Here is a 23,533-nt window from a genome sequence, read left to right as displayed (position 1 = left end):
TCCATGTCCGGCAAACCTTCGTTGCACGAGATTGAACAGGCCGAGAAACAGCCGCTGTGGCGGCGCCTGGGGTGGCTGGCGATGATCTGGACCGGCAGCGTGCTGGCCCTGTTCGTCGTGGCCAGCCTGATGCGCATGTTCATGAATGCGGCCGGCCTGACGACCCACTGACATCCCGATCCGGGCCTCGCGGCCCGGATTTTCAACCCTGCTTTTCGCAAGAGAAGCAGGGTTTTTTTATTTGCGCGCTTTGAGGACCACGAATTTTGGCGTGGTGGCGACTTGCTCGACACCCCGGAACAAGCGCGCGAGCTTGGTGTGGTAACCCAGATGACGGTTGCCGACTATATAGAGGGCGCCGCCTACCACCAGGGCGTCCCGTGCCTGTTGGAACATGCGCCAGGCAAGGAAGTCACCGACCACTTGTTGCTGATGGAAGGGCGGGTTGCACAGCACCACGTCCAGCGAGTCGGGCGCCTGCCCTGCCAGGCCATCGCCGGCGCGTATGACCGCCTCGCGCTGGCCGAGGGCGGCGTGCCAGTTTTCCTGCGCCGATTGCACGGCCATGTAGGATTCATCCACCAAGGTGTAGTGCGCCTCGGGGTTCTGCAGCGCGCTGGCAATCGCCAGTATGCCGTTGCCGCAGCCCAGGTCTGCCACGCGGGCACTGCCCAGGTTCTTCGGCAGGTGTGGCAGGAACGCGCGGGTGCCGATGTCCAGGCTTTCGCGACAGAACACATTGGCGTGGTTCAGCAATTCAATGGCCGGTGCGTCCACGGTGTAGCGGGTGGGGTAGGGCGAGACGGCAACGGGGCGGTCTTCAACGGAGGCGATCAGCAAACGCGCCTTTTTTACCGCAAGCGACGCTTGCATCGGCCCGATGTAACGCTCCAGCAATTCGCCCGCCGCCCGTGGCAAGTGCTTGATCATCGCCCCGGCGATGACTTCGGCACCCGGTGCCAGTTGGCCTTGCAAGCGAATCAGTTGTTCTTCCAACAAGGCCAGGGTTTTCGGAACGCGGATCAGCACGCGATCGAAAGGCCCGACCAGGGTCTGATTGGCGGGAATGAACGGCACGGCGTTAAACGTCTTGCCGTTGCGCACCAGGTTTTTCTCCAGGCCCTGGGCCGCGAGGAACGAGTCGCCGCTGGAGGTGACCTGCACCTTGCCTTCGAGACTGGCGGCCAGGGCGCCAAAGCTGTCATTGAGGACCAACACGCGGGTGCTGGCGTTCGGCGTTTGATCGGCCAAATGGCTCAGCAGGTATTCGTCGGCGGCGTCGAAGGCTTGCAGCGGATCGTTATGTTGCTCTGGCTGGCGGATCAGATCGAGCTGGGCGAAAGGGCTTTCGAGCAGGGGCATGGCGGGACAGGCTCTGGGTAAACGATGGGTGTTCGGCAGTCATGGGCCGAACCGTCTGAGCGAACGTCGAGCGGCACCTGGGGGGCTGCTCATCACTCAGAACCGGGCGTAAATGTTACGTTTTTTTCAGAGCGATTACATGCGGTGTTTCTGCCACGGTTAGAACAGCCCCGCTTTGGAGGCACAGAGCACGGCGGCAATCTTGTTATTGACCCCCAGTTTCTTGAACGTACTGCTGATGTGAAACCCCACCGTACGCTCCGACAGACAAAGGATGGTAGCGATATCCGACGCTGTCTTGCCCATGGCGGACCACTTGAGAATTTCAGTTTCCCGTGGCGTCAGCTTACTCGGTGGCAGGGCGCTGGGTTTACCGGCGTATTTTTGCGCCACGACGGCATGCATGGCATGGCACAGCCACAAGACGTGGCCCGCCTTTTCATACAACTCTACCGGGCTTACATCGTCGGTGCCACGGCTCAGGGTCAGCATGCTGAACACACCCTGGAAATCATGCACGGCCTGGGTCCATGCCACGTTCACATTTAAGGTTTGGGCCAAGGACCATAGGCTGGGTGCATCTTTAAATAAGGTTCCCTCCCAGACGACGGGTAATACACATCGCTTGCAGTGTTTAACAACGGGATCTACATCGAAGTAGCGCGCTTGGTTATAGACGGTCGTCCATTCTTTCGGATAGTTGGTGAATTCAATCGGATTGGTTTGGTTTTCGGATACCTGCGAGCTCATTTTGAAGGAACAATATTGGAAGCCGAGTTCATACGTTTGGTTGATAACCATCTCAAATACACTGGTGATCTCGTTCTCGCCTTCCAGTTTGGGGAGTCTAGTGTTGCGCCAGTTAAGCATTGGTAACTCTCCATGGGTTTTCTCTGACTTGGGGTACGTCCTGGACCCCCAACGCTGTACGCCAGTGAGTGTAGGACAGGGCCTACATTGCGAAAGGAAATTTTTGTTCTTGCGCGGCAGGGTTTAAGGTTTTTTCACTGGATGTTTAGTAAGCCTCAAAAAGGCGTCATTTAGTTTCTTACGGTTTTTTAGTGGGTTGGGCACGCTGTAATGCTCAACTAACAGTATGTTTGTGACGTTTTGATACACGCTAATAGCGAAATGTTTTGGGGTTGGTATTAAATTGCCACTGTTCTGTGGGTTTACGATGCCACTACCAACCATAGGTGTTTCCACAGGCGACTTTGAGGGACACTAGGGCACCTGTAGAACGGAGCCCCCCATGACGGCCAGTGCTGAGAAATTTACCCGCCAGACCTTGCTCGATGTGCAATCGCTGACCCCCAGCCTGTTTACGCTGCGCACCACCCGCGACCCAGGCTTTCGTTTTACCGCCGGCCAGTTCGTGCGCCTGGGTGTGACCAAGGCGGATGGCAGCACCGTATGGCGCGCCTATTCCTTGGTGTCTTCGCCGTTTGATGAGCACCTGGATTTCTTCTCGATCGTCGTCCCGGAGGGTGAGTTCACCAGTGAACTTAGCCGCCTGAGAGTGGGCGATACCTTGATGGTGGAGCGCCAGGCCACGGGGTTCCTGACCTTGAATCGCTTCGTCGATGGTCGCGACTTATGGCTGTTGGGCACCGGTACTGGCGTGGCGCCGTTCCTGTCGATCCTGCAGGACTTCGAAGTCTGGGAGAAATTCGAGCGCATCATCCTCGTCTACAGCGCGCGCGAAGCCAGGGAGTTGGCTTATCAGTCGCTGATCAAGGCACTGGGCGAGCGCGAGTACCTGGCTGAGCATGCGCATAAGCTCACCTACATCCCTATCGTCACCCGTGAGCAACATCCGGGCGCGCTGAATGGGCGTATTACCACGTTGATCGAAAATGGCGAGCTGGAACGCGCGGCCGGCGTCGAACTGACCCCGGAACATTCCCGCGTGCTGATTTGCGGTAACCCGCAGATGGTCGATGACACGCGCCAGTTGCTCAAACAGCGCGACATGAATCTGAGCTTGAGCCGCCGCCCTGGCCAGGTGGCCGTGGAAAACTACTGGTAATTAAAAAGGCGCCTCAAGCAGGCTAATGTCAGTCAGTTAAGGGTGAGCACCGTACCTGTGGCGAGGGAGCTTGCTCCCGCTGGGTCGCGAAGCGGCCCCAGCTCTTTGTTTCAAAAGACTGGGACTGCTGCGCAGTCCAGCGGGAGCAAGCTCCCTCGCCACAGGTTACTGTTCGCTCTTGCTGCTTCTTAACTGACTGGCATTAGCCTCAAGCAGGCGCCTTTTTTCCAAGCCTGTACTTACGGAAGCGGCTTGTCATTCTGCGCCTTGAGCAGATCGCGGATCTCACCCAGCAATACTTCTTCCTTGGTCGGCGTTGGTGGCAGGCTAGGCGCTACCGCCTCTTCACGCTTCAGACGGTTGATCGCCTTGACCCCCATGAAGATCGCAAACGCGACGATCACAAAGTCGATCACGCTCTGGATGAACTTGCCGTATGCCAGCACCACCGCAGGCACATCGCCCTGCGCCGCCTTGAGCGTGATCGCCAGGTCGCCGAAGTCCACGCCACCGATCAACAGACCAATGGGCGGCATCACCACGTCGCCTACAAACGAAGAAACAATTTTGCCGAAGGCTGCGCCGATGATGATACCGACGGCCATGTCGACCACATTACCTTTGACCGCGAAGGCCTTGAACTCACTGATCACGCCCATAGGTTATTCCTTGTTACAGATGAGAAGGGTGGCACTTAGTGTAAGTCAGTCGTAGCGGGCTTGCCTGACACAACCGCTAACACTGTTAGCTTTAATCGACACATTAAATCGCAAATAGTTTGCAAAGTGCCACCAATCGCGCGCGAAATACGCGTGGCATCAGTGGCTTACCAGATTATTTTATTAATCGGGTTGGTATGGCTTTTCTATTTATCTTCTGGCGCTCGGGTCACTAGCCTCTGGCAAGCACAACTGAATGTGCACTAAAAAAACCAGAGGAAACCCTGATGAAAACCCCAATGACCCGCGGGCCTGTTGCAGCGCGAACCGCGCTGGTACTGGTGACCGCCAGCCTGCTTTCCCTCTCAGTGCAAGCCGCTAACCTGACCCGCGATAATGGTGCCGCTGTCGGCGACAACCAGAACTCGCAGACCGCCGGCGCTAATGGCCCGGTGCTGCTGCAAGACGTGCAGCTTATTCAAAAGCTGCAACGCTTTGACCGCGAGCGCATCCCCGAGCGCGTGGTACATGCCCGTGGCACCGGCGCCCACGGCACCTTCACCGTCACTGACAGCCTCAGCGACCTGACCAAGGCCAAGGTATTCGCAGCCGGCGAAGCCACCCCGGTGTTTGTGCGCTTCTCCGCCGTGGTCCACGGCAACCACTCCCCGGAAACCCTGCGTGACCCACGCGGCTTCGCCACCAAGTTCTACACCGCCGATGGCAACTGGGACCTGGTCGGCAACAACTTCCCGACGTTCTTTATCCGTGATGCCATCAAGTTCCCGGACATGGTCCACGCCTTCAAGCCTGACCCGCGCACCAACCTGGATGACGATTCCCGTCGCTTCGATTTCTTCTCCCACGTACCCGAGTCCACCCGTACGCTCACCGAGCTGTATTCCGACTCCGGCACCCCGGCCAGCTACCGGGAGATGGACGGCAACGGCGTGCACGCCTACAAGCTGATCAACGCCAAGGGCGAGGTGCACTACGTCAAGTTCCACTGGAAGAGCCTGCAAGGCATCAAGAATCTTGATCCCAAGCAAGTCACCGAAGTGCAGGGGCGTGACTACAGCCACATGACCAACGACCTGGTCACCCATATCAACAAGGGCGACTTCCCCAAGTGGGACCTGTACGTGCAGGTGCTCAAGCCTGAAGACCTGGCCAAGTTCGACTTCGACCCGCTGGACGCCACCAAGATCTGGCCTAATGTGCCCGAGCGCAAAGTTGGACAGATGGTGTTGAACCGTAACCCGGCCAACGTCTTCCAGGAAACCGAGCAGGTGGCCATGGCCCCGGCCAACCTGGTGCCGGGCATCGAGCCGTCGGAAGACCGCCTGCTGCAAGGCCGCGTGTTCTCCTACGCCGACACCCAGATGTACCGCCTGGGCGCCAACGCCCTGCAACTGCCGATCAACGCGCCACGGGTGACCGTCAACAACGGTAACCAGGACGGTGCACTCAATACTGGCAAGACCACCAGCGGCGTGAACTACCAGCCAAGCCGCCTGGAACCTCGCGAAGAGCCACAGACCGCGCGTTACAGCCAGTCGGCGCTGTCGGGCAGCACCCAACAAGCGAAGATCCAGCGCGAGCAGAACTTCAAGCAGGCCGGTGACCTGTATCGCTCTTACAGCCCCAAAGAGCGTCAGGACCTGATCGATAACTTCGGCGGCTCCCTGGCCACCACGGATGACGAAAGCAAGCACATCATCCTGTCGTTCCTCTATAAGGCCGACCCGGAATACGGCACTGGCGTGACCAAAGTCGCCAAAGGTGACCTGGCGCGCGTGAAAGCGCTGGCTGAAAAACTGACTGACTGATCCGTTGGTTGCGGTCGACGCCCATGCCTGGGCGTCGACCCTTGCAGGAGAACACCTCATGCGTATCTCTATCGGTTTGCTGATGGCCATGCTGGCCTTTGTCGCCCAGGCCGAGTCCCCTGACCCGGTGGCGCTCAAGGCCCAGCTGCAGGACTACTATTTCGACGCTGCCCGGCGGGGCGATATCGACATGCTCAATACCTTTATCGACTCCGGCTACAGCCTCAACACTCAGGACGATAAGGGCTACACCGCGCTGATCCTCGCCGCCTACCACGGGCAGGGCCCGTTCGTGGAGCGCCTGCTCAGCGCCGGCGCCGACGCCTGCGTGCAGGATAAACGTGGTAATACCGCACTGATGGGGGCGATTTTCAAAGGCGAACTGAAGATTGCCCAGCGCCTGCTCGCCACCGACTGCAACCCCGACCAGCGCAACGGCGCCGGGCAGACCGCGGCCATGTACGCCGGGCTGTTCAAGCGTGTCGAGTTGCTGGACGAACTCAAAGCCAAGGGCGCGGACCTCAATGCTGAAGACCCGATCGGCAACAGTGCTTCACGATTGGCCAGCGGTGAAATCCGGACCCCGGCGCCGCGCTGAGCTATCATCGCGGTTTTTCAGTTGGAGGTTCTCAAATGGCAAAGGCCAAGCGCATGTACGGCTGCACGGAGTGCGGCGCGACCTTTCCCAAGTGGGCCGGCCAGTGCACCGAATGCGGCGCGTGGAACACCCTGACTGAAACCATGATCGAAAGCGGCGGCGCGGCGGCTCCCACCGGCCGTGCCGGCTGGACCGGCCAGCAGGCGCAGATCAAGACCCTGGCCGAAGTCAGCGTCGAAGAAATCCCGCGCTTCTCCACAGCCTCCGGTGAGCTTGACCGCGTGTTGGGCGGCGGCCTGGTGGACGGCTCGGTGGTGCTGATCGGCGGTGACCCTGGTATCGGCAAGTCGACCATCCTGTTGCAGACGCTGTGCAGCATCGCCAGCCGCATGCCGGCGCTGTATGTCACGGGCGAAGAATCCCAGCAACAAGTCGCTATGCGCGCCCGCCGCCTGGGCTTGCCTCAGGACCAACTGCGGGTGATGACCGAAACCTGCATCGAAAGCATCATCGCCACGGCCCGGATCGAAAAACCCAAGGTCATGGTGATCGACTCGATCCAGACGATTTTCACCGAGCAACTGCAATCGGCGCCGGGCGGTGTATCCCAGGTGCGTGAGAGCGCCGCGCTGTTGGTGCGGTATGCCAAGCAGAGCGGCACGGCGATCTTCCTGGTCGGCCATGTGACCAAAGAGGGCGCATTGGCCGGGCCACGCGTGCTGGAGCATATGGTCGACACCGTGCTGTATTTCGAAGGTGAATCCGATGGCCGCCTGCGTTTGCTGCGAGCGGTAAAGAACCGGTTCGGCGCGGTGAATGAGTTGGGCGTGTTCGCCATGACTGACCGCGGATTGAAAGAAGTCTCCAACCCGTCGGCGATTTTTCTGACCCGCGCCCAGGAAGAAGTCCCAGGCAGTGTGGTGATGGCGACGTGGGAAGGTACTCGCCCGATGCTGGTGGAAGTGCAGGCGTTGGTGGATGACAGCCATCTGGCCAACCCGCGCCGCGTGACGCTGGGCCTGGATCAGAACCGGTTGGCGATGCTGCTGGCGGTGCTGCACCGTCACGGTGGTATTCCGACCCACGACCAGGATGTGTTCCTTAACGTAGTGGGCGGGGTCAAGGTATTGGAAACCGCCTCCGACCTGGCGTTGATGGCGGCTGTGATGTCGAGCTTGCGCAATCGGCCTTTGCCTCACGACCTGCTGGTGTTTGGCGAAGTCGGGCTGTCGGGCGAAGTTCGCCCGGTGCCAAGCGGCCAGGAGCGCCTCAAGGAAGCAGCCAAGCACGGCTTCAAGCGCGCCATCGTGCCCAAGGGTAATGCGCCGAAGGAGTCGCCGCCGGGGATACAGATTATTGGGGTGACGCGCTTGGAGCAGGCGTTGGATGCACTTTTCGAGTAGATCAAGGATGGATGCAATGCAACGATCGAGTAGGTGGGGCGTAATCGCCTTGTTTATCGTCTTGGCCGGGTTGCCTGCGATGGCATGGGCCGACGCGGCCAAGCTGCCGGCCGGTTACCGCCTGGCCCAAAAACTGGTGACGCAAGACGGCAGCGTCTTGCAGGTACTCGAAGATCAACGCATCAGCGCCCAGATGCACAAGGACAGTTGGGGCAGTGGCCTGGATGAGGATTCGTTCGACGAACCCGGTGACCTGGTAGAAAACCCGCTGCTCGGAGCCCAGGTGCGATTGCTGTCGGCGTCGGGGGATTTAGTCGCGCACGACGACCTCGGTTATCCTTTGGCCGAGGTCAAGAAAGCCCCGCTCAAAGGCCTGCCGGACGCGGTGTATTTTCTGATCATTGATCAAACCGCGCCAATGGGGAGTTACAGTGGCCCGGCGACTCAACTGCTGCTGCCGGCCAAGCAAAAACTTGAGCCTATGAGTTACAAGGACGCTGACGGCAAGGTCAAAACGCTGACCTTGGCCCAGACCGGCAAGGCCGCGTGGCGGGTTGCATCGGCGGTCAAAGGTGGCGCGGATGAGCTGCTGCAAGTTTCTTCATTTATGGACGGTGATGGCGAGGATGATTTTGCCACCCGCTACCAAACCTATCGTTTTGTGGATGGGCAGTGGCAGGTCGCGGTGAGCCAGAAAGCGGGTTACTGGGACACGGAAAGCGACTTCCCCACGCGTACGGCATTTCCCTGAACGGTCGTTTTTCCCGTGAGAGAACCGCTACCAGAAGAGCATTTTCAACGCCAAGGCAACGACGACGACATTGAAAGCGCTCTCCATCCACTTATCGCCTTTCTGTAGAGCAAACTTGGCGCCCGCATTGGCGCCCACCAGCGTGCCTATGATCAGGCAACATCCGTACTGCCAATTAATGATGCCGCTGATACCGAATATTATTAACGATCCCACTGAGAGGATGAGACCTCCGACTTTCCGAGTACCCATTGACTCACTGATCGTTTTTTTAAAAAAAATAATATACAAATAAGTTGATAACTTGGCTTGTCCGCCAAATAAACCGCCAATCATGCCCACGGGAACAAACAGTACATAGCCGCAAAAGCGCCTGAGCGATGAGGGTGTAGCCTTCGGCGAATGAGGCTTCCTGATGAGTGAAAGTGCCACCAAGAGTAGCGTCAGGCCGCCAATGATTTTATGCAGCAGCGCGGGGTCTATTTGCACGAGCAGACTTGCACCGATCAAGGCGCCCGCCAACCCAAGTGCCGCCGCGGGGGCCGCTAGCCTGTAATCCACTTTTCCACTGTTATGAAAGTGCCTCAAGCCGGCGAACATAGTGCCTACCGAAGCCAGGCGAGCGGTCGCTATCGAAGACTGAGGAGGTATGCCAAGCCAGATCATCACTGGAACGGTTAGAAATACACTGCCTCCCGTATTGGTTCCGATAAAACCCGTTATAACACCCAACAGCACCAATCCAGCGCCTGTCAGCCATTCATGCTCAACCATAATGGGGGTTCATACCTCCAGCAAAGCACCCAGCTCTCGCTCTAGCTCTTCCTGGTCGCCCAGATTCAACTCGATCAGCCGCCGCAAGTGGCTGATCGACTCCAGATCGATGTCTTTGCACACAAAACCCAGTTGCCCATGATCCTCATGAGTGAGCTTCACTTGCATCTTTATATGCGCCTTGGGGTCCAGGCGTATGTCGACATCGAACGGCAGCGCCTTATTGCCCTTCCAGTCTTCGGGCCGTTGCACCAACAGGCCCTTCAGCGACAAATCTACTAATTGCACTGGCCATTCGTGCCCGTTTTGCCGAAGTTCGGTCTTGGCATCAAAGGCGATCCGGCGAAAACGACGGCGGTCAGACGGCTGCTCGGTCATGGTGAAACCCTCTGTGGTTAGAAGGATTGTAGCCCTGCGCCATCTTCGGGCCGTTATTTCTGCTTTTTTTGCCCCTAGAAGGCTCTAGACCAACGTAGGGGGGTGGCCTTTAAGGCCAGTAGCGCTAAACTCCGGATGGCTGTCCTTTCTGTCCACCCTGGCTGGAATATAAAAATGAAAAATAATAATAGCCTACTACGCCACCTACCCTGGCTGGTGCTGGCAATTGTAGGAGCGTGCGCCCTAGGCGTAGTGGCCTTGCGCCGCGGCGAGGCGATCAACGCCTTGTGGATTGTGGTCGCGGCTGTGGCCATCTACCTGGTTGCGTACCGTTACTACAGTTTGTTCATCGCTAACAATGTGATGCAACTCGACCCACGGCGGGCCACCCCCGCAGTGCTCAACAACGACGGTCTGGACTATGTGCCGACCAACAAACACATCCTATTCGGTCACCACTTTGCCGCGATTGCCGGTGCAGGCCCGCTGGTCGGCCCGGTGCTTGCGGCGCAAATGGGCTATCTGCCCGGCACGCTCTGGCTGATTGCCGGCGTGGTCCTGGCCGGTGCGGTGCAGGACTTCATGATCCTGTTTCTGTCCACGCGTCGTAACGGCCGTTCCCTGGGGGATATGGTTCGCGAAGAGATGGGTCGCATCCCCGGCACCATCGCGCTGTTTGGCTGCTTCCTGATCATGATCATCATCCTCGCGGTGCTGGCGCTGATCGTGGTCAAGGCCCTGGCCGAGAGCCCGTGGGGCATCTTCACCGTGATGGCGACCATCCCGATCGCGATGTTCATGGGCATCTACATGCGCTACATCCGCCCGGGCCGCATCGGTGAAATCTCGATCATTGGCGTGCTGTTGCTGCTGGGTTCGATCTGGCTGGGTGGGCAGATTGCTGCTGATCCGGTGTGGGCCAAGGCCTTCACCTTCACCGGGATCCAGATCACCTGGATGCTGATCGGCTACGGTTTCGTTGCAGCGGTACTGCCGGTGTGGCTGATCCTTGCACCGCGTGACTACCTCTCCACCTTCCTGAAAATCGGCACCATCATCGCGCTGGCCATCGGCATCCTGGTGACCATGCCCGACCTGAAAATGCCGGCACTGACCCAGTTCATCGACGGCACCGGCCCGGTGTGGAAGGGCGGCTTGTTCCCGTTCCTGTTCATCACCATCGCCTGCGGCGCGGTCTCGGGTTTCCACGCGCTGATTTCTTCGGGCACTACGCCCAAGTTGTTGGCCAGCGAAAGCCATGCCCGCTACATCGGTTATGGCGGCATGTTGATGGAGTCGTTCGTGGCCATCATGGCGATGGTTGCCGCTTCGGTGATCGAGCCTGGCGTTTACTTCGCCATGAACAGCCCGGCCGCTATTGTCGGTACCGACGTGGTGACCGTGGCGCAAACCGTCAGCAGCTGGGGTTTTGCAATTACCCCTGAAGCCCTGTCGGCCGTGGCCCATGACATCGGTGAAACCACCATCCTGGCGCGTGCCGGCGGTGCACCGACCCTGGCGGTGGGTATCGCGCAGATCCTGCACAGCGTACTGCCGGGTGAAAACACCATGGCGTTCTGGTACCACTTTGCGATCCTGTTCGAAGCGCTGTTCATCCTGACCGCCGTCGACGCCGGTACCCGTGCCGGTCGCTTCATGCTGCAGGACTTGCTGGGCTCCTTCGTGCCCGCGCTGAAACGCACCGAGTCATGGACCGCCAACCTGATCGCGACCGCCGGTTGCGTGGCCATGTGGGGTTACCTGCTGTACCAAGGCGTGATCGACCCACTGGGCGGCATCAACACCTTGTGGCCGCTGTTCGGTATCTCCAACCAGATGCTGGCGGGTATCGCGCTGATGCTGGCGACCGTTGTGCTGATCAAAATGAAACGCCAACGCTACATCTGGGTGACCATGCTGCCGGCCGTCTGGCTGCTGATCTGCACCACCACCGCGGGCTTCATCAAGCTGTTCGACGCCAACCCGGCGATCGGCTTCCTGTCGCTGGCCAAGAAGTACAGCGATGCGTTGGCCAATGGTCAGATCCTGGCCCCGGCCAAGAACATCGACCAGATGCAGCACGTGATCTGGAACGCTTACACCAACGCAACGCTGACGGCGCTGTTCCTGTTCGTGGTATTCAGCATCCTGTTCTATGCGCTCAAGGTCGGCGTCGCCGCCTGGGGCAACAAAGAACGTACGGATAAAGAAGCCCCGTTCCAGGCTGTTCCGGACGCGTGATCGAGGATTGCAACCATGTTCAATGACATCAGTCGCCTCGGTAAATACCTCGGTCAGGCCGCGCGCCTGATGGTCGGCATGCCCGACTACGACACCTACGTCGAGCATATGCAAACCAAACACCCGGACAAACCGATGATGGACTACAAGGCGTTCTTCCGGGAACGCCAAGAGGCCCGTTACGGCGGCAAGGGTGGGCCCAAGTGCTGCTGACTCGGTAACCTGGGCTAGCAGTGGTTTATTGTGGGAGGGGGCTTGCCCCCGATAGCGATGTGTCAGTGACATACCAGTGCCTGACACACTGCTATCGGGGGCAAGCCCCCTCCCACATTTGTTTTTGTATTCCTCCAAGGAGAATATTTTGTCCTCTCCCATTCCAGTAACCATCCTCAGCGGCTTCCTCGGGGCCGGCAAGACCACCTTGCTGCGCCACCTGCTCAAGGCCGAGCATGGCCTTAAAATCGCCGTGATCGAAAACGAATTCAGTGACGCCGGTATCGACACCCAGCTCTTGGGCGCCGAACCGGTGCAAGTCATGACCCTGTCCAACGGCTGCGTGTGCTGCACCATCCACACCGACCTGACCAAAGCCCTGTACCTGCTGCTCGAGCGTCTGGACAGCGGCGAGATCGCCTTCGACCGCCTGGTGATCGAGTGCACCGGCCTCGCTGACCCGGCCCCCGTGGCCCAGACCTTTTTCATCGACGAGGAATTGCGCGAGCGCTACATCCTCGATGGCATCATCACCTTGGTGGACGCCGCCCACGCTGAACATCACCTGACCCAGACCATTGCCCAGGCCCAGATCGGTTTTGCCGACCGCCTGCTGGTGAGCAAACGCGACCTGGTGGATGACGCCACCTTCGATGCGCTCAGCGAACGCCTCACGCGCATCAACCGCCGTGCGCCGATACGCGTGGTGGACCATGGCATCATTGACTTGGCTGAACTGCTCGATGTGCGCGGTTTCAACCTCAACGCCGGCATGAGCCTGCGCCCGGTGAGCGCCGCGCCGTCCGTCGACCGTATTTCCAGCCTGGTGCTGCGTACCGAGGAACCGCTGGATATCGACCGGCTCAGTGAGTTCATGAACGAACTGCTGGAAGACCATGGCAAGCAATTGCTGCGTTACAAGGGCGTGTTGAACATCGCCGGGGAAGACCGGCGCATGGTGTTCCAGGGTGTGCTTAAGCTCTACGGTTTCGATTGGGATACCGAGTGGGCCGAAGGCGAGGCACGGGAGAGTGTGATTGTGTTTATTGCCGACGAATTGCCGGAAGACAAGATTCGCGACGGCTTTGCAAAGGTCTACCAATCCTGAATTGAAATACGATCAAAATGTGGGAGCGCATTCCAAACTGAAATTGGCATAAAAAAGCCCGGCTCTTCAGCCGGGCTTCTTATTCAAGCAACTGCAATCAAGCGCCGTACACCGGCAGCTTCTTGCAGATGGCCTTGACCTTCTCACGCACCGCGTCGATCACGGCTTCGTTGTTCAGGTCAGCCAGGATGTCGCAGATCCAGCCAGCCAGTTCCTTGCACTCTGCTTCCTTGAAGCCGCGAGTGGTCACCGCCGGGGTGCCGAAGCGCAGGCCCGAAGTCACGAACGGCGAACGTGGGTCGTTCGGCACGGAGTTCTTGTTCACGGTGATGAAGGCTTTGCCCAGGGCAGCGTCAGCATCTTTACCGGAAATGTCCTGCTTGATCAGCGACAGCAGGAACAGGTGGTTCTCAGTACCGCCGGACACCACGTCAAAGCCGCGCTCGATAAACACGCTGGCCATGGTCTGGGCGTTTTTCACCACTTGTTGCTGGTAAGTCTTGAACTCAGGCTGCAGCGCTTCCTTGAAGCAGATCGCTTTGGCGGCGATGACGTGCTCCAGCGGGCCACCTTGGGCGCCAGGGAATACGGCGGAGTTCAGCTTCTTCTCGATCTCGGCGTTGGCGCGTGCCAGGATCAGGCCGCCACGTGGACCGCGCAGGGTCTTGTGGGTAGTCGTGGTCACTACGTCAGCGTAAGGCACCGGGTTCGGGTAGACGCCAGCGGCGACCAGACCGGCTACGTGAGCCATGTCAACGAACAGGTACGCGCCCACCTTGTCGGCGATGGCGCGGAAGCGTGGGAAATCCAGGATCTGCGAGTAGGCAGAGAAACCGGCCACGATCATTTTTGGCTTGTGCTCGACCGCCAGGCGCTCGACTTCGTCGTAGTCGATCAGGCCGTTGGCATCGATACCGTATTGAACGGCGTTGTACAGCTTGCCGGAGGACGAAACGCTGGCGCCGTGGGTCAGGTGACCGCCGTGGGCCAGGCTCATGCCCAGGATGGTGTCGCCGCCTTGCAGCAGGGCCAGGTACACGGCGCTGTTGGCTTGGGAACCGGCGTGCGGCTGGACGTTGGCGTAATCGGCGCCGAACAGTTCTTTTGCACGGTCGATGGCCAACTGCTCAACCACGTCGACGTACTCGCAACCACCGTAGTAGCGCTTGCCTGGGTAGCCTTCGGCGTACTTGTTGGTCAGAACCGAACCTTGAGCCTCCATCACCGCAGGGCTGGTGTAGTTTTCCGAAGCGATCAGCTCAATGTGCTCTTCCTGGCGCACGGCTTCTTGCTCCATGGCGGCGAAGAGATCGGCGTCGTACTTGGCAATAGTCAAATCACGGCTGAACATGGCGGTCCTCAAGGATCGGGGGCAGAAAAGGAGGGCATTCTAACCCAATGGGTTTTAGATGGCATATGAAAGGACATCATGTCGCGGACAAGCGGGGCTCATCTGGGATAGGCGGTGGCTGTGAGTGCCTAATCGGGGGCAAGCCCCCTCCCACAGTTGAATGTGTTCACAGATCAGAATGTGGGAGGGGGCTTGCCCCCGATTAGGCCAGTAGCCTCACCGCAGAATTTCAGTCGAACATGAACAGCGCATCATTGCTGAACTGCGCCTCGAACCGATTCGCCGGCATCGGCCGCCCGAACAAGTAGCCCTGCACCTCGTCACACCCATGCTCACGCAGGAAGTCCAGCTGCTCATGGGTTTCCACGCCCTCGGCGATCACGGCCAGGTTCAGGCTGTGGGCCATGGCGATAATCGCGCGGGCGATCTGCGCGTCCTGTTCGCCGGACGGTAGGCCGTCGACGAAGGTGCGGTCGATCTTCAACACATCGATGGGGAATTGCTTGAGGTAGTTGAGCGACGAATAACCCGTGCCGAAGTCGTCGACCGCAATGCTCAGGCCCAGGTTTTTCAGGCTGTCGAGGATATGCAGGGCTTCGTTGACTTCGCGCATCAGGATACTTTCGGTCAGCTCCAGCTCCAGGCACGCCGGCGGCAGGCCGGTGTCCTTGAGAATGGTGGCGATGCGCGTGCCTAACTGCCCGTCGGAGAACTGTCGGGCGGAGATGTTCACCGAGACTTTCGGCACGCGGACCTTGTTCTGGTGCCAGGTCTTGAGCTGGCGACAGGCTTCGCTGATCACCCAGTCGCCCACGTCCACCACCAGGCCCAATTCTTCCAGCACCGGGATGAAATCCCCCGGCGGCACCAGGCCACGTCGCGGATGACGCCAGCGCAGCAAGGCTTCGGCGCCGGTCAGGCGTTTGCCGTCGCCGCTGAACTGCGGTTGGTAATAGAGCACGAATTCGTTCTGGTCCAGGGCGTGGCGCAGGTCGCTTTCCAGCTCCAGGCGCTCCAGGGCGCTGGCGTTCATGTCCGCCTGGTAGAACTGGAAATTGTTCTTGCCGCGTTCCTTGGCGTGATACATCGCGGTGTCGGCGTTTTTCATCAGTTGACTCAGCTCGTTGCCGTCCTGCGGGCTGAGGGCGATGCCGATACTGGCCGTCACAAAGAACTCGCGGCCTTCCAGTACGAACGGTTTCACCAGGCTGGCGAGGATCTGCTCGGCCACATGGATCGCACGGTTGAGCGCCATTTCGCGGCTGATCCGCGGTTGCAGGAGCAAGGTGAACTCGTCGCCACCCATGCGCGCCACGGTATCGTCTTCGGCCACGCAGCCCAGCAGGCGCGTGGCCATTTCCTTGAGCATGCGGTCGCCGGCGGCGTGGCCCAGGGAGTCGTTGATCGGCTTGAAGCGGTCGAGGTCGAGGAACATCAACACCACCCACGACTTCTGCCGTTCGGCCGACTGCAACGCAGTGTGCAGGCGGTCCTGGAACAGCGTGCGGTTAGGCAGGTGGGTCAGGGCGTCGTAGTAGGCCAGGCGGTGGATGCGCTGCTCGCTGGCCTTGCGCTCGCTGATATCACTGAAGAAGCACACATAGCTGGCCAGGTCGCCTTCGTCGTCGAACACGGCGGTAATGCCGACCCAGGCCGGGTAATGCTCGCCGTTGCGGCGCTTGAGCCACACTTCGCCTTCCCAGGTGCTGTGCTGGTGCAACTGTTTGAGCACGTAGCGCAGGTGGGCTTCCTGCTGTTCGTCGACGGTGAGCATGTTCGGCAACTGGTCGAGTACATCGCTGACCGCATAGCCGCTGACCCGGCTGAACGCCTCGTTGGCTTGCACGATGTAACCGGCGGGGTCGGTGATCAGGATCGCCGAGGTGGAGTGTTCGAAGACCGTGGCCGCCATGCGCAGGTCTTTCTCGGCACGGCGTTGCTGGCTGATATCGCGGCCCACGCCAAGTATGCCTTCGAAGGCGCCGTGTTCGTCCCACACCAGCACCAGGCGTAACTCGATCGGCACTTTGCGACCGTCAGCGCGTAGGCAGTCGAACAGGAACAGTTGGGTTTGAATCTCATCGCGCAGCTTATTCAGTGCTTCGATATCGCCCAAGGCGCGGCTGACCTGTTCCACCAGGCTATAAATGCCGGTCAGTTGCTGCGGGTTGGCGATGATCGACTGCCAGCCGTTCTTGAACACCCAATCCACGTCATAGCCCAGCACGGCGTTGACCGAAGGGCTGATGTAATTGAGGGCCAACTGGCTGTCGGTGGAGCAGATCACGTCGCTGATGCTTTCGGCGAGCATGCGGTAGCGCTGTTCGCTGTCGCGCAGGGATTCGCTGGCTTCGATCTGATCGGTGATGTCCTTGGCCACGCCGATGATGCGGGTGATCTGCGCAGACTTGTCGCGGGCCAGGGCCTGTTCGCGTATGTCAAAACGCCGCCATTGGTTGTTGCGATGGCGAAAGCGCAACTGGCATTGCAATTGGGTGGTGTAGCCGACCTGGCGTTGTTGCTGGCGCAAGTCGTGGTAGTGCTCGGCGTCCTCGGGGTGCAGCAGGATTTCCCAGAAGTATTCGCCCATTTGCTGCAGTTCGGCTTTGTTATAGCCGAGGGTGTGGCCCAAATGGTGGTTGCTGAAAATCATGCGCTGGCTGATCACGTCCTGCACGTACAGGTGATCGGGGACGGTGCGCACCACGTCCGACCAGAAGCTCTCGCGCTCCACCAACGACAACTCGATCAGTTTGCGGCTGGTGATATCACTGATGCTGAGAATCACGGCCTTGGAGTCGTCCTGCTGCTCCGGCAGGCGCATCACCAGCCACAGGTACTGCTCGTTACCGGCCACGTCCTTGAGCTGGATTTCCAGCTCCAACTGGTGCTGTTGGGTCAGCACGGCTTCGAGGATCTGGTAGCCGATGGAGGTGGCGTTGCGCGGGCAGTCATCGATCAGGCGTTCCCAGGCCTCCTCGCAAGAGCCCACGTTGAGCAGGCGCACCGCCACTTGGTTGACCTCGGTGATGCGCAGTTCCTTGAGCAGTTGCTGACGCTCATCGGGGTTGTCCTGCAGCCAGGCGTGCAGTTGCTCGCGAGTCTCCAGTGGGGTCCTTTGGAAGAAGGCGTTCAGGCCTGACAGGTCAAGCACGCACAGGGCCACGCCGGTGCCTTCGAAAATATCCTGGTAGCGTCGCCGCCCTTCATGCACCTGGCGCTGGCGACGGCGCATGTTCAGCAGCACGATTACCGGGATCAGAGAGAAGGCCAGGCCCAGCAGGCATTTGCCGATGAACGCCGGCAGCAGTTGTTCCAGCACGGCGGTGCGGTCGAACAACCCGCGCAGCTGCCAGTCGCTTTTGCTCAGGGGCGTGACCAGTACGCTTTTATTCAGTTCGTCCGGGGTGAGGGCGGACGTCCACTGCGCCGGCATACCACTGTCGCGGCTGATGACGCGGTGGTTGAGGCGATTCTCGATGGCCCACATGGGGCGCAGGCCCTGGCCGTCCTGGCGTGTGAGGTTTGCCAGGTAATTGGGCGACAGGCGCAGCGCCCAGTAAACCCTCGAGCCACCGCTGGGCTGGTGCAGCAATAAATAGATGAGGGTGCCGTCGTTGCTGTTGCTCAGGTAGTAGGACTGGCCGTGGCTGCGCTGCACCAACTCCTCGAGCAAGGCGCTGTCCTGGCTGTCACTGGCGCTGTCACTGATCACCGCGCCGCTGGGGGCGAGCAGGGCGAGGCTGCGCAGCTCCGGCAGCGAGCGCTGCAGGGTGCGCATCAACGCCTGTTGCTGTTCGCTGTCGCGCGGTGGTTCGATCATCGGCAGCAGGTTCAGGGCGATTTTTGCGCTCAGGGCCATGTTCAGGCTGATCTGTTCAGCCAGGTCGGCGCTGTAGTCGATGGTGTATTGCTGCTGGTTTTTCTGGTTTTGCTGCAGCTGGTCCAGCAGTTGCCAGAACAATAAGGCGAGCAGCATGAGGACGAGCGTCGCCAATGCGCCTTTGAGGGTGCCGTGCAGGGGCGCTCCCGGCGCAATATGAGCGGCGCGCAGGGGAGTTGGCGGCGTGACTTTGGACAAGCTGTGATCCTGCGGTTTGGCTGGACTGGCGCGCGACGTGCACTATAAGCCGGACGCCCGGAGGGCGGCTAGCATGCCTTGACTTGTGGCAAAGTGCCAGCCCCGCTTGGCGGGGACTAAAGCGCGCTGCCGGTATGGATCAGGCTGTCTGCCAGCCGGGTCAGGATCGCCAGCGTGAAGAGGCTGATCACCACAGAGGCTGCGCGGTTGATGGTGTGGGGCGTCAACCAGGCGTATCCGCCTTGTTTGATGCGGGCACCGAACAGTACCCAGGTGCAGCCCACCGGTATCACCACCAGCGTGAATTGTGCGACGAACTGCACAAACAGGTTCAAGTCGGCAAACGTCTGCATCGGGACGATGAACGAGACGATCAGCAATCCCTTGGGGTTAATCAGCGTCAGCAAAAAGAAATGCAGTTTGGATACGCGTGCTGCAGGCGCGGAGTGGAGTGTTTCGTCGGGATTGCACCACAGCAGGTAGGAAGTCCTGATCAAATAACAGACCGAAGCGAACTGCACGAGCTTGAGCCCCCATGGCGCGCTGTCGCCCAGATGGCTGAGCAGGTAGCCCCAAAAGGATATTTGCACCAGGTACGCCAGGCATTCCAGCAGGCTCAGTGGCCAGGCGCGCCTGAACCCGGTGAGTAATCCCGAGCGCAATAGCAATGTGTTGGTGGGCCCCGGCATTAACAGCAGCAACGCGAGTGCAGACATGACGCTGAGCATGAAGGTTGTTTCCTGAAACCGCTGAGGGGGGGGATGGTCGGCTAATCTAACAGATAGATTTCGATACGCTCGGTCACTTAGGTTAACCTTGAGGATTCGCAATGCTATGTACCGCGCCATGACGCTACGTAGGCCTGTTCTCACTTTTTCATGAGGTCCACATTTTGGCTCAATACGTCTTCACCATGCATCGGCTGGGTAAAGTTGTCCCTCCGAAGCGGGAAATCCTGAAAAATATTTCGTTGTCCTTTTTCCCAGGCGCCAAGATCGGCGTGCTCGGCCTCAACGGTTCGGGTAAGTCCACGCTGCTGAAAATCATGGCCGGCGTCGACACTGAGTTCGAAGGCGAAGCCCGCCCAATGCCCGACCTGAACATCGGCTACCTGCCACAGGAACCCATCCTGGATCCGACCAAGACCGTACGTGAAGTGGTCGAAGAGGCCGTCAGCGTCATCAAGGACGCCCAGGCGCGCCTGGATGAAGTCTATGCCGCCTACGCCGAACCGGATGCCGACTTCGACAAGCTGGCAGCGGAACAGGCCAAGCTTGAAGCCATCCTGCAGGCCGGCGACGGTCACAACCTGGAGCGTCAGCTGGAAGTCGCCGCCGACGCGCTGCGCCTGCCGGCCTGGGACGCCAAGGTCGAATTCCTGTCGGGGGGTGAAAAACGTCGTGTGGCCCTGTGCCGCCTGCTGCTGTCGGCCCCCGACATGCTGCTGCTCGATGAGCCTACCAACCACTTGGACGCCGATTCCGTCGCCTGGCTGGAACATTTCCTTCACGACTTCCCGGGCACCGTGGTTGCGATCACGCACGACCGGTACTTCCTGGACAACGTTGCCGGTTGGATCCTCGAGCTTGACCGCGGCGCCGGTATCCCTTACGAGGGCAACTACTCCGGTTGGCTGGAAGCCAAGTCCGACCGTCTGGCTGCCGAATCCAAGCAACAATCGGCGCATGAAAAAGCCATGAAGGAAGAACTGGAGTGGGTGCGCAAAGGCGCCAAGGCCCGCCAGTCCAAATCCAAGGCACGCCTGCAACGCTTCGAAGAAATGCAATCGCAGGAATTCCAAAAGCGCAGCGAGACCAACGAGATCTACATCCCGGCCGGCCCGCGCCTGGGTGACAAGGTCATCGAATTCAAGAACGTTTCCAAAGGCTATGGCGACCGCGTGTTGATCGACAATCTGTCGTTCTCCATGCCAAAAGGCGCGATCGTCGGCGTTATTGGTGGTAACGGTGCGGGTAAATCCACCCTGTTCCGCATGCTGATGGGTAAGGAAACGCCGGATTCAGGCACTATCGAAGTCGGCGAAACCGTGCAGCTCGCCTGTGTGGACCAGAGCCGTGAAGACTTGGACGGCAGCAAGACAGTGTTCCAGCAGATTTCCGAAGGTTCCGACCAGATCCGTATCGGCAACTATGAAATCCCGTCGCGTACCTATGTCGGCCGTTTCAACTTCAAGGGCGGCGACCAGCAGAAGTTCGTCAAGGACCTGTCCGGTGGTGAGCGCGGTCGCTTGCACCTGGCCCTGACCCTGAAAGAGGGCGGCAACGTGCTGCTGCTCGACGAACCGTCCAACGACCTCGACGTTGAAACCCTGCGTTCCCTGGAAGAAGCCCTGCTGGACTTCCCGGGCGCCGCCATTGTGATCTCTCACGATCGGTGGTTCCTTGACCGCGTCGCGACCCACATCCTGGCGTACGAAGACGACTCCCAAGCGGTGTTCTTCGAAGGTAACTACACCGAGTACGAAGCGGACCGTAAAAAGCGTTTGGGCGAAGCCGCTGCCCAGCCGCACCGTGTACGCCACAAAAAACTCGCCTGATCTGGGTGAGTGGTGTGAAAGAGCGGAGCCTTCGGGCTCCGCTTTTTTTTCGTCTTTTCTGGAAGACCGAGGTGGATTCATTCGCGAGCAAGCCCGCTCCCACATGTGATCGCATTCCAACGTTGGAACCCTATCAAATGTGGGAGCGGGCTTGCTCGCGAAGGCGGTTTAACTATTGGTGCGTACCCTGAGTTGAAATCCCTTTTTTGGTGCGATAAAGCGCGTTTATTTATATCCAATGCACCATTTAAATTCACAAAGGCGACATTTTGCGCTTTTCAGGTGCGATTCGAGTTGCTAAGGTCCGGCTCAATCTCATTTAAAAACAATCAATCTGCCGAGACTTTTCATGATCGAATCCGTGGAATCTTTCCTTGCCCGCCTCAAGAAACGCGACCCTGACCAGCCAGAATTCCACCAGGCCGTAGAAGAAGTCCTACGTAGTCTGTGGCCTTTTCTTGAAGCCAACCCCCACTACCTGACCTCGGGCATCCTCGAACGCCTCTGCGAGCCGGAACGCGCGATCACCTTTCGGGTGTCTTGGGTGGATGATCACGGCAAGGTCCAGGTCAATCGCGGTTTCCGTATCCAGATGAACAGCGCCATTGGCCCGTACAAAGGCGGCCTGCGCTTCCACCCATCGGTGAACCTGGGCGTGTTGAAGTTCCTCGCCTTCGAGCAAACCTTCAAGAATTCCCTGACCTCACTGCCGATGGGCGGCGGCAAAGGCGGCTCCGACTTCGACCCCAAGGGCAAGAGCGACGCCGAAGTCATGCGCTTTTGCCAGGCGTTCATGAGCGAGCTGTACCGGCATATCGGCGCAGATGTGGACGTACCGGCCGGCGATATCGGTGTGGGCGCGCGCGAGATCGGCTTTTTGTTCGGCCAGTACAAACGCTTGAGCAACCAGTTCACCTCCGTGCTGACCGGCAAGGGCATGACCTACGGCGGCAGCCTGATTCGGCCCGAAGCCACGGGTTTCGGCTGCGTGTACTTCGCCGAAGAAATGCTCAAGCGCAATGGCCAGCAGGTGGAAGGCAAGCGCGTGGCGGTATCCGGCTCCGGCAACGTCGCGCAGTACGCGGCGCGTAAGGTCATGGACCTGGGTGGCAAAGTGATTTCCCTCTCCGACTCCGAAGGCACCCTGTACGCCGAAAGCGGTTTGACCGAGGAGCAATGGTCAGCCCTGCTGGCGTTGAAAAACGTCCAGCGTGGTCGCATCAGCGAATTGGCCGCGCGTTACGGCCTGGAATTCCGCGCCGGTAAAACCCCGTGGGAATTGGCCTGTGATATCGCGCTGCCTTGCGCCACCCAGAACGAACTCGACGCCGAAGCCGCCCGCACCCTGCTGCGCAACGGTTGCCTCTGCGTGGCCGAAGGCGCCAACATGCCGACTACGTTGGAGGCTGTGGATATCTTTATCGACGCGGGCATTCTGTTCGCGCCCGGCAAAGCATCCAACGCCGGCGGCGTGGCCGTGAGTGGCCTGGAAATGTCGCAGAACGCCATGCGCCTGCTATGGACCGCTGGCGAAGTGGACAGCAAGCTGCACAACATCATGCAATCGATCCACCATGCCTGCGTGCACTACGGTGAGGAAAACGGCCGGGTCAACTACGTCAAAGGCGCGAACATCGCGGGCTTTGTGAAAGTCGCTGACGCGATGTTGGCCCAAGGCATCGTCTAAACCTCGGGCTCGATGCGCAGCACTTCGATCAACTGATCGCCGACGGGGCGCTGCCACAGCACCTCGTCGCCCACCTGAGCGCCCAGCAATGCGCGGCCCAGGGGTGAGCCCCAGTTGATCAAACCGGCGTTGGCATCGGCCTGGTCTTCGCCAACCAACTGGATGCGCTGCTGCTCGTCCTGTTCGTTGGCGAAGGTCACCCAACTGCCGATCTGCACCTTGTCGGTGGAGGTGGCCGGTGCCACGACCTGGGCGCTTTGCAGCCGCTGGTTGAAGTAACGCAAATCCCGTTCAAGGTCAGCCTGGCGCTGTTTATCGCCCTTGGCGGATTCGATGCTGTATGCGTGCTGCAACTGCGCAACCTTGGCCTGCAACTGCGCCAGCCCTTGCGCGGTGAGGCGGTTGGGCTGCTCACTGACCTGGCGCTCCACCGGCTGGTCGGCCAGGGCGGCGGCGTTGTCTTCGTTTACAAAAGCTCGGCTCATGACGTTCTCCCTCTATGGAGCTTGGGC

At 59.5% G+C, this 23,533-nt stretch carries 20 protein-coding genes; 11 read left to right on the top strand and 9 right to left on the bottom strand.

All coding sequences use genetic code 11. The annotated features are described in order from the left end of the window. Positions 1-3: 3 nt before the first annotated feature. Complete coding sequence (locus QCBJ_RS04420; protein ID WP_010206690.1) at positions 4-171, top strand: DUF2474 domain-containing protein; 168 nt, start codon at positions 4-6, stop codon at positions 169-171. Positions 172-237: 66 nt separating this feature from the next. Here the strand turns inward: QCBJ_RS04420 and QCBJ_RS04415 are convergent, their stop codons facing one another. Then, positions 238-1,362 (bottom strand): class I SAM-dependent methyltransferase, encoded by a 1,125-nt coding sequence (locus QCBJ_RS04415; protein WP_102060211.1) that lies wholly within the window; start codon positions 1,360-1,362, stop codon positions 238-240. Between the two features lie 159 nt (positions 1,363-1,521). Next, on the bottom strand, positions 1,522-2,232 hold the full coding sequence (locus QCBJ_RS04410) for a LuxR family transcriptional regulator (protein WP_015885992.1): 711 nt from the start codon (positions 2,230-2,232) through the stop codon (positions 1,522-1,524). 382 nt (positions 2,233-2,614) lie between these two features. Here QCBJ_RS04410 and QCBJ_RS04405 point away from each other — a divergent pair, with 382 nt between their 5' ends. Further along, on the top strand, positions 2,615-3,391 hold the full coding sequence (locus QCBJ_RS04405) for a ferredoxin--NADP reductase (RefSeq protein ID WP_046034265.1): 777 nt from the start codon (positions 2,615-2,617) through the stop codon (positions 3,389-3,391). A 239-nt stretch (positions 3,392-3,630) separates the two neighbouring features. Here the strand turns inward: QCBJ_RS04405 and mscL are convergent, their stop codons facing one another. Further along, complete coding sequence (gene mscL / locus QCBJ_RS04400) at positions 3,631-4,050, bottom strand: large-conductance mechanosensitive channel protein MscL (RefSeq protein ID WP_015885990.1); 420 nt, start codon at positions 4,048-4,050, stop codon at positions 3,631-3,633. A 287-nt stretch (positions 4,051-4,337) separates the two neighbouring features. On the opposite strand from mscL, the gene katB reads away from it, so the two are divergent. The 4 genes from katB to QCBJ_RS04380 are packed head-to-tail and all read left to right on the top strand — an operon-like array spanning position 4,338 to position 8,631. Continuing rightward, on the top strand, positions 4,338-5,879 hold the full coding sequence (gene katB, locus QCBJ_RS04395) for a catalase KatB (protein WP_102060210.1): 1,542 nt from the start codon (positions 4,338-4,340) through the stop codon (positions 5,877-5,879). Between the two features lie 58 nt (positions 5,880-5,937). After that, positions 5,938-6,477: an ankyrin repeat domain-containing protein gene (locus QCBJ_RS04390; protein ID WP_015885988.1), complete on the top strand. Its 540-nt coding sequence runs from the start codon at positions 5,938-5,940 to the stop codon at positions 6,475-6,477. 35 nt (positions 6,478-6,512) lie between these two features. Next, positions 6,513-7,880 carry a DNA repair protein RadA gene (gene radA, locus QCBJ_RS04385; RefSeq protein WP_003235145.1) on the top strand — a complete coding sequence of 456 codons (1,368 nt, stop codon included), beginning with the start codon at positions 6,513-6,515 and terminating at the stop codon, positions 7,878-7,880. A 16-nt stretch (positions 7,881-7,896) separates the two neighbouring features. Beyond that, entirely contained in the window at positions 7,897-8,631 is a 735-nt protein-coding gene (locus tag QCBJ_RS04380) for a hypothetical protein (protein ID WP_102060209.1), read from the top strand. Positions 8,632-8,658: 27 nt separating this feature from the next. Here QCBJ_RS04380 and QCBJ_RS04375 read toward each other — a convergent pair whose 3' ends face one another. Both QCBJ_RS04375 and QCBJ_RS04370 read right to left on the bottom strand, forming a co-directional pair. Then, on the bottom strand, positions 8,659-9,405 hold the full coding sequence (locus tag QCBJ_RS04375) for a sulfite exporter TauE/SafE family protein (protein ID WP_015885986.1): 747 nt from the start codon (positions 9,403-9,405) through the stop codon (positions 8,659-8,661). A gap of 9 nt (positions 9,406-9,414) precedes the next feature. Next, complete coding sequence (locus QCBJ_RS04370) at positions 9,415-9,783, bottom strand: PilZ domain-containing protein (RefSeq protein WP_093544294.1); 369 nt, start codon at positions 9,781-9,783, stop codon at positions 9,415-9,417. A gap of 174 nt (positions 9,784-9,957) precedes the next feature. Between QCBJ_RS04370 and QCBJ_RS04365 the strand changes: the two genes are divergently transcribed. The 3 genes from QCBJ_RS04365 (at position 9,958) to yjiA (ending at position 13,345) form a co-directional block, all read left to right on the top strand. Beyond that, complete coding sequence (locus QCBJ_RS04365; protein WP_015885984.1) at positions 9,958-12,024, top strand: carbon starvation CstA family protein; 2,067 nt, start codon at positions 9,958-9,960, stop codon at positions 12,022-12,024. Positions 12,025-12,039: 15 nt separating this feature from the next. Then, the gene (locus QCBJ_RS04360) at positions 12,040-12,237 is read left to right on the top strand and encodes a YbdD/YjiX family protein (protein ID WP_003176208.1); all 198 of its coding nucleotides are present in this window, start codon (positions 12,040-12,042) and stop codon (positions 12,235-12,237) included. Positions 12,238-12,385: 148 nt separating this feature from the next. Further along, entirely contained in the window at positions 12,386-13,345 is a 960-nt protein-coding gene (yjiA, locus tag QCBJ_RS04355) for a GTPase (RefSeq protein ID WP_102060208.1), read from the top strand. A 97-nt stretch (positions 13,346-13,442) separates the two neighbouring features. Here yjiA and glyA read toward each other — a convergent pair whose 3' ends face one another. The 3 genes from glyA to QCBJ_RS04340 all read right to left on the bottom strand — a co-directional run bounded on the left by glyA (position 13,443) and on the right by QCBJ_RS04340 (position 19,505). Continuing rightward, on the bottom strand, positions 13,443-14,696 hold the full coding sequence (gene glyA / locus QCBJ_RS04350) for a serine hydroxymethyltransferase (protein WP_015885982.1): 1,254 nt from the start codon (positions 14,694-14,696) through the stop codon (positions 13,443-13,445). A 229-nt stretch (positions 14,697-14,925) separates the two neighbouring features. Continuing rightward, entirely contained in the window at positions 14,926-18,777 is a 3,852-nt protein-coding gene (locus tag QCBJ_RS04345; protein WP_102060207.1) for a bifunctional diguanylate cyclase/phosphodiesterase, read from the bottom strand. Positions 18,778-18,893: 116 nt separating this feature from the next. Further along, positions 18,894-19,505 carry a LysE family translocator gene (locus tag QCBJ_RS04340; protein WP_102060206.1) on the bottom strand — a complete coding sequence of 204 codons (612 nt, stop codon included), beginning with the start codon at positions 19,503-19,505 and terminating at the stop codon, positions 18,894-18,896. A 164-nt stretch (positions 19,506-19,669) separates the two neighbouring features. Here QCBJ_RS04340 and ettA point away from each other — a divergent pair, with 164 nt between their 5' ends. After that, positions 19,670-21,334 carry an energy-dependent translational throttle protein EttA gene (ettA, locus tag QCBJ_RS04335; RefSeq protein WP_015885979.1) on the top strand — a complete coding sequence of 555 codons (1,665 nt, stop codon included), beginning with the start codon at positions 19,670-19,672 and terminating at the stop codon, positions 21,332-21,334. A 349-nt stretch (positions 21,335-21,683) separates the two neighbouring features. Next, positions 21,684-23,021 carry an NADP-specific glutamate dehydrogenase gene (gdhA, locus tag QCBJ_RS04330; protein ID WP_102060205.1) on the top strand — a complete coding sequence of 446 codons (1,338 nt, stop codon included), beginning with the start codon at positions 21,684-21,686 and terminating at the stop codon, positions 23,019-23,021. Here gdhA and QCBJ_RS04325 read toward each other — a convergent pair. Beyond that, positions 23,018-23,506 (bottom strand): GreA/GreB family elongation factor, encoded by a 489-nt coding sequence (locus QCBJ_RS04325; protein WP_102060204.1) that lies wholly within the window; start codon positions 23,504-23,506, stop codon positions 23,018-23,020. The genes gdhA and QCBJ_RS04325 overlap by 4 nt on opposite strands. Between the last annotated feature and the right edge of the window lie 27 nt (positions 23,507-23,533).

Origin of the sequence: Pseudomonas sp. QC2 (assembly GCF_002859085.1) — a bacterium.
Lineage (GTDB): Bacteria > Pseudomonadota > Gammaproteobacteria > Pseudomonadales > Pseudomonadaceae > Aquipseudomonas > Aquipseudomonas petroselini.
Note: the sequence above shows the minus strand (reverse complement) of the source record. Positions and strands in the feature narration are given on the sequence as shown.

Bases quoted from the DNA above. Each gene is read 5' to 3' on its own strand.
- QCBJ_RS04420 (WP_010206690.1), top strand. From the start codon at position 4: ATGTCCGGCAAACCTTCGTTGCACGAGATTGAACAGGCCGAGAAACAG.
- QCBJ_RS04415 (WP_102060211.1), bottom strand. From the start codon at position 1,362: ATGCCCCTGCTCGAAAGCCCTTTCGCCCAGCTCGATCTGATCCGCCAG.
- QCBJ_RS04410 (WP_015885992.1), bottom strand. From the start codon at position 2,232: ATGCTTAACTGGCGCAACACTAGACTCCCCAAACTGGAAGGCGAGAAC.
- QCBJ_RS04405 (WP_046034265.1), top strand. From the start codon at position 2,615: ATGACGGCCAGTGCTGAGAAATTTACCCGCCAGACCTTGCTCGATGTG.
- mscL (WP_015885990.1), bottom strand. From the start codon at position 4,050: ATGGGCGTGATCAGTGAGTTCAAGGCCTTCGCGGTCAAAGGTAATGTG.
- katB (WP_102060210.1), top strand. From the start codon at position 4,338: ATGAAAACCCCAATGACCCGCGGGCCTGTTGCAGCGCGAACCGCGCTG.
- QCBJ_RS04390 (WP_015885988.1), top strand. From the start codon at position 5,938: ATGCGTATCTCTATCGGTTTGCTGATGGCCATGCTGGCCTTTGTCGCC.
- radA (WP_003235145.1), top strand. From the start codon at position 6,513: ATGGCAAAGGCCAAGCGCATGTACGGCTGCACGGAGTGCGGCGCGACC.
- QCBJ_RS04380 (WP_102060209.1), top strand. From the start codon at position 7,897: ATGCAACGATCGAGTAGGTGGGGCGTAATCGCCTTGTTTATCGTCTTG.
- QCBJ_RS04375 (WP_015885986.1), bottom strand. From the start codon at position 9,405: ATGGTTGAGCATGAATGGCTGACAGGCGCTGGATTGGTGCTGTTGGGT.
- QCBJ_RS04370 (WP_093544294.1), bottom strand. From the start codon at position 9,783: ATGACCGAGCAGCCGTCTGACCGCCGTCGTTTTCGCCGGATCGCCTTT.
- QCBJ_RS04365 (WP_015885984.1), top strand. From the start codon at position 9,958: ATGAAAAATAATAATAGCCTACTACGCCACCTACCCTGGCTGGTGCTG.
- QCBJ_RS04360 (WP_003176208.1), top strand. From the start codon at position 12,040: ATGTTCAATGACATCAGTCGCCTCGGTAAATACCTCGGTCAGGCCGCG.
- glyA (WP_015885982.1), bottom strand. From the start codon at position 14,696: ATGTTCAGCCGTGATTTGACTATTGCCAAGTACGACGCCGATCTCTTC.
- QCBJ_RS04340 (WP_102060206.1), bottom strand. From the start codon at position 19,505: ATGCTCAGCGTCATGTCTGCACTCGCGTTGCTGCTGTTAATGCCGGGG.
- gdhA (WP_102060205.1), top strand. From the start codon at position 21,684: ATGATCGAATCCGTGGAATCTTTCCTTGCCCGCCTCAAGAAACGCGAC.
- QCBJ_RS04325 (WP_102060204.1), bottom strand. From the start codon at position 23,506: ATGAGCCGAGCTTTTGTAAACGAAGACAACGCCGCCGCCCTGGCCGAC.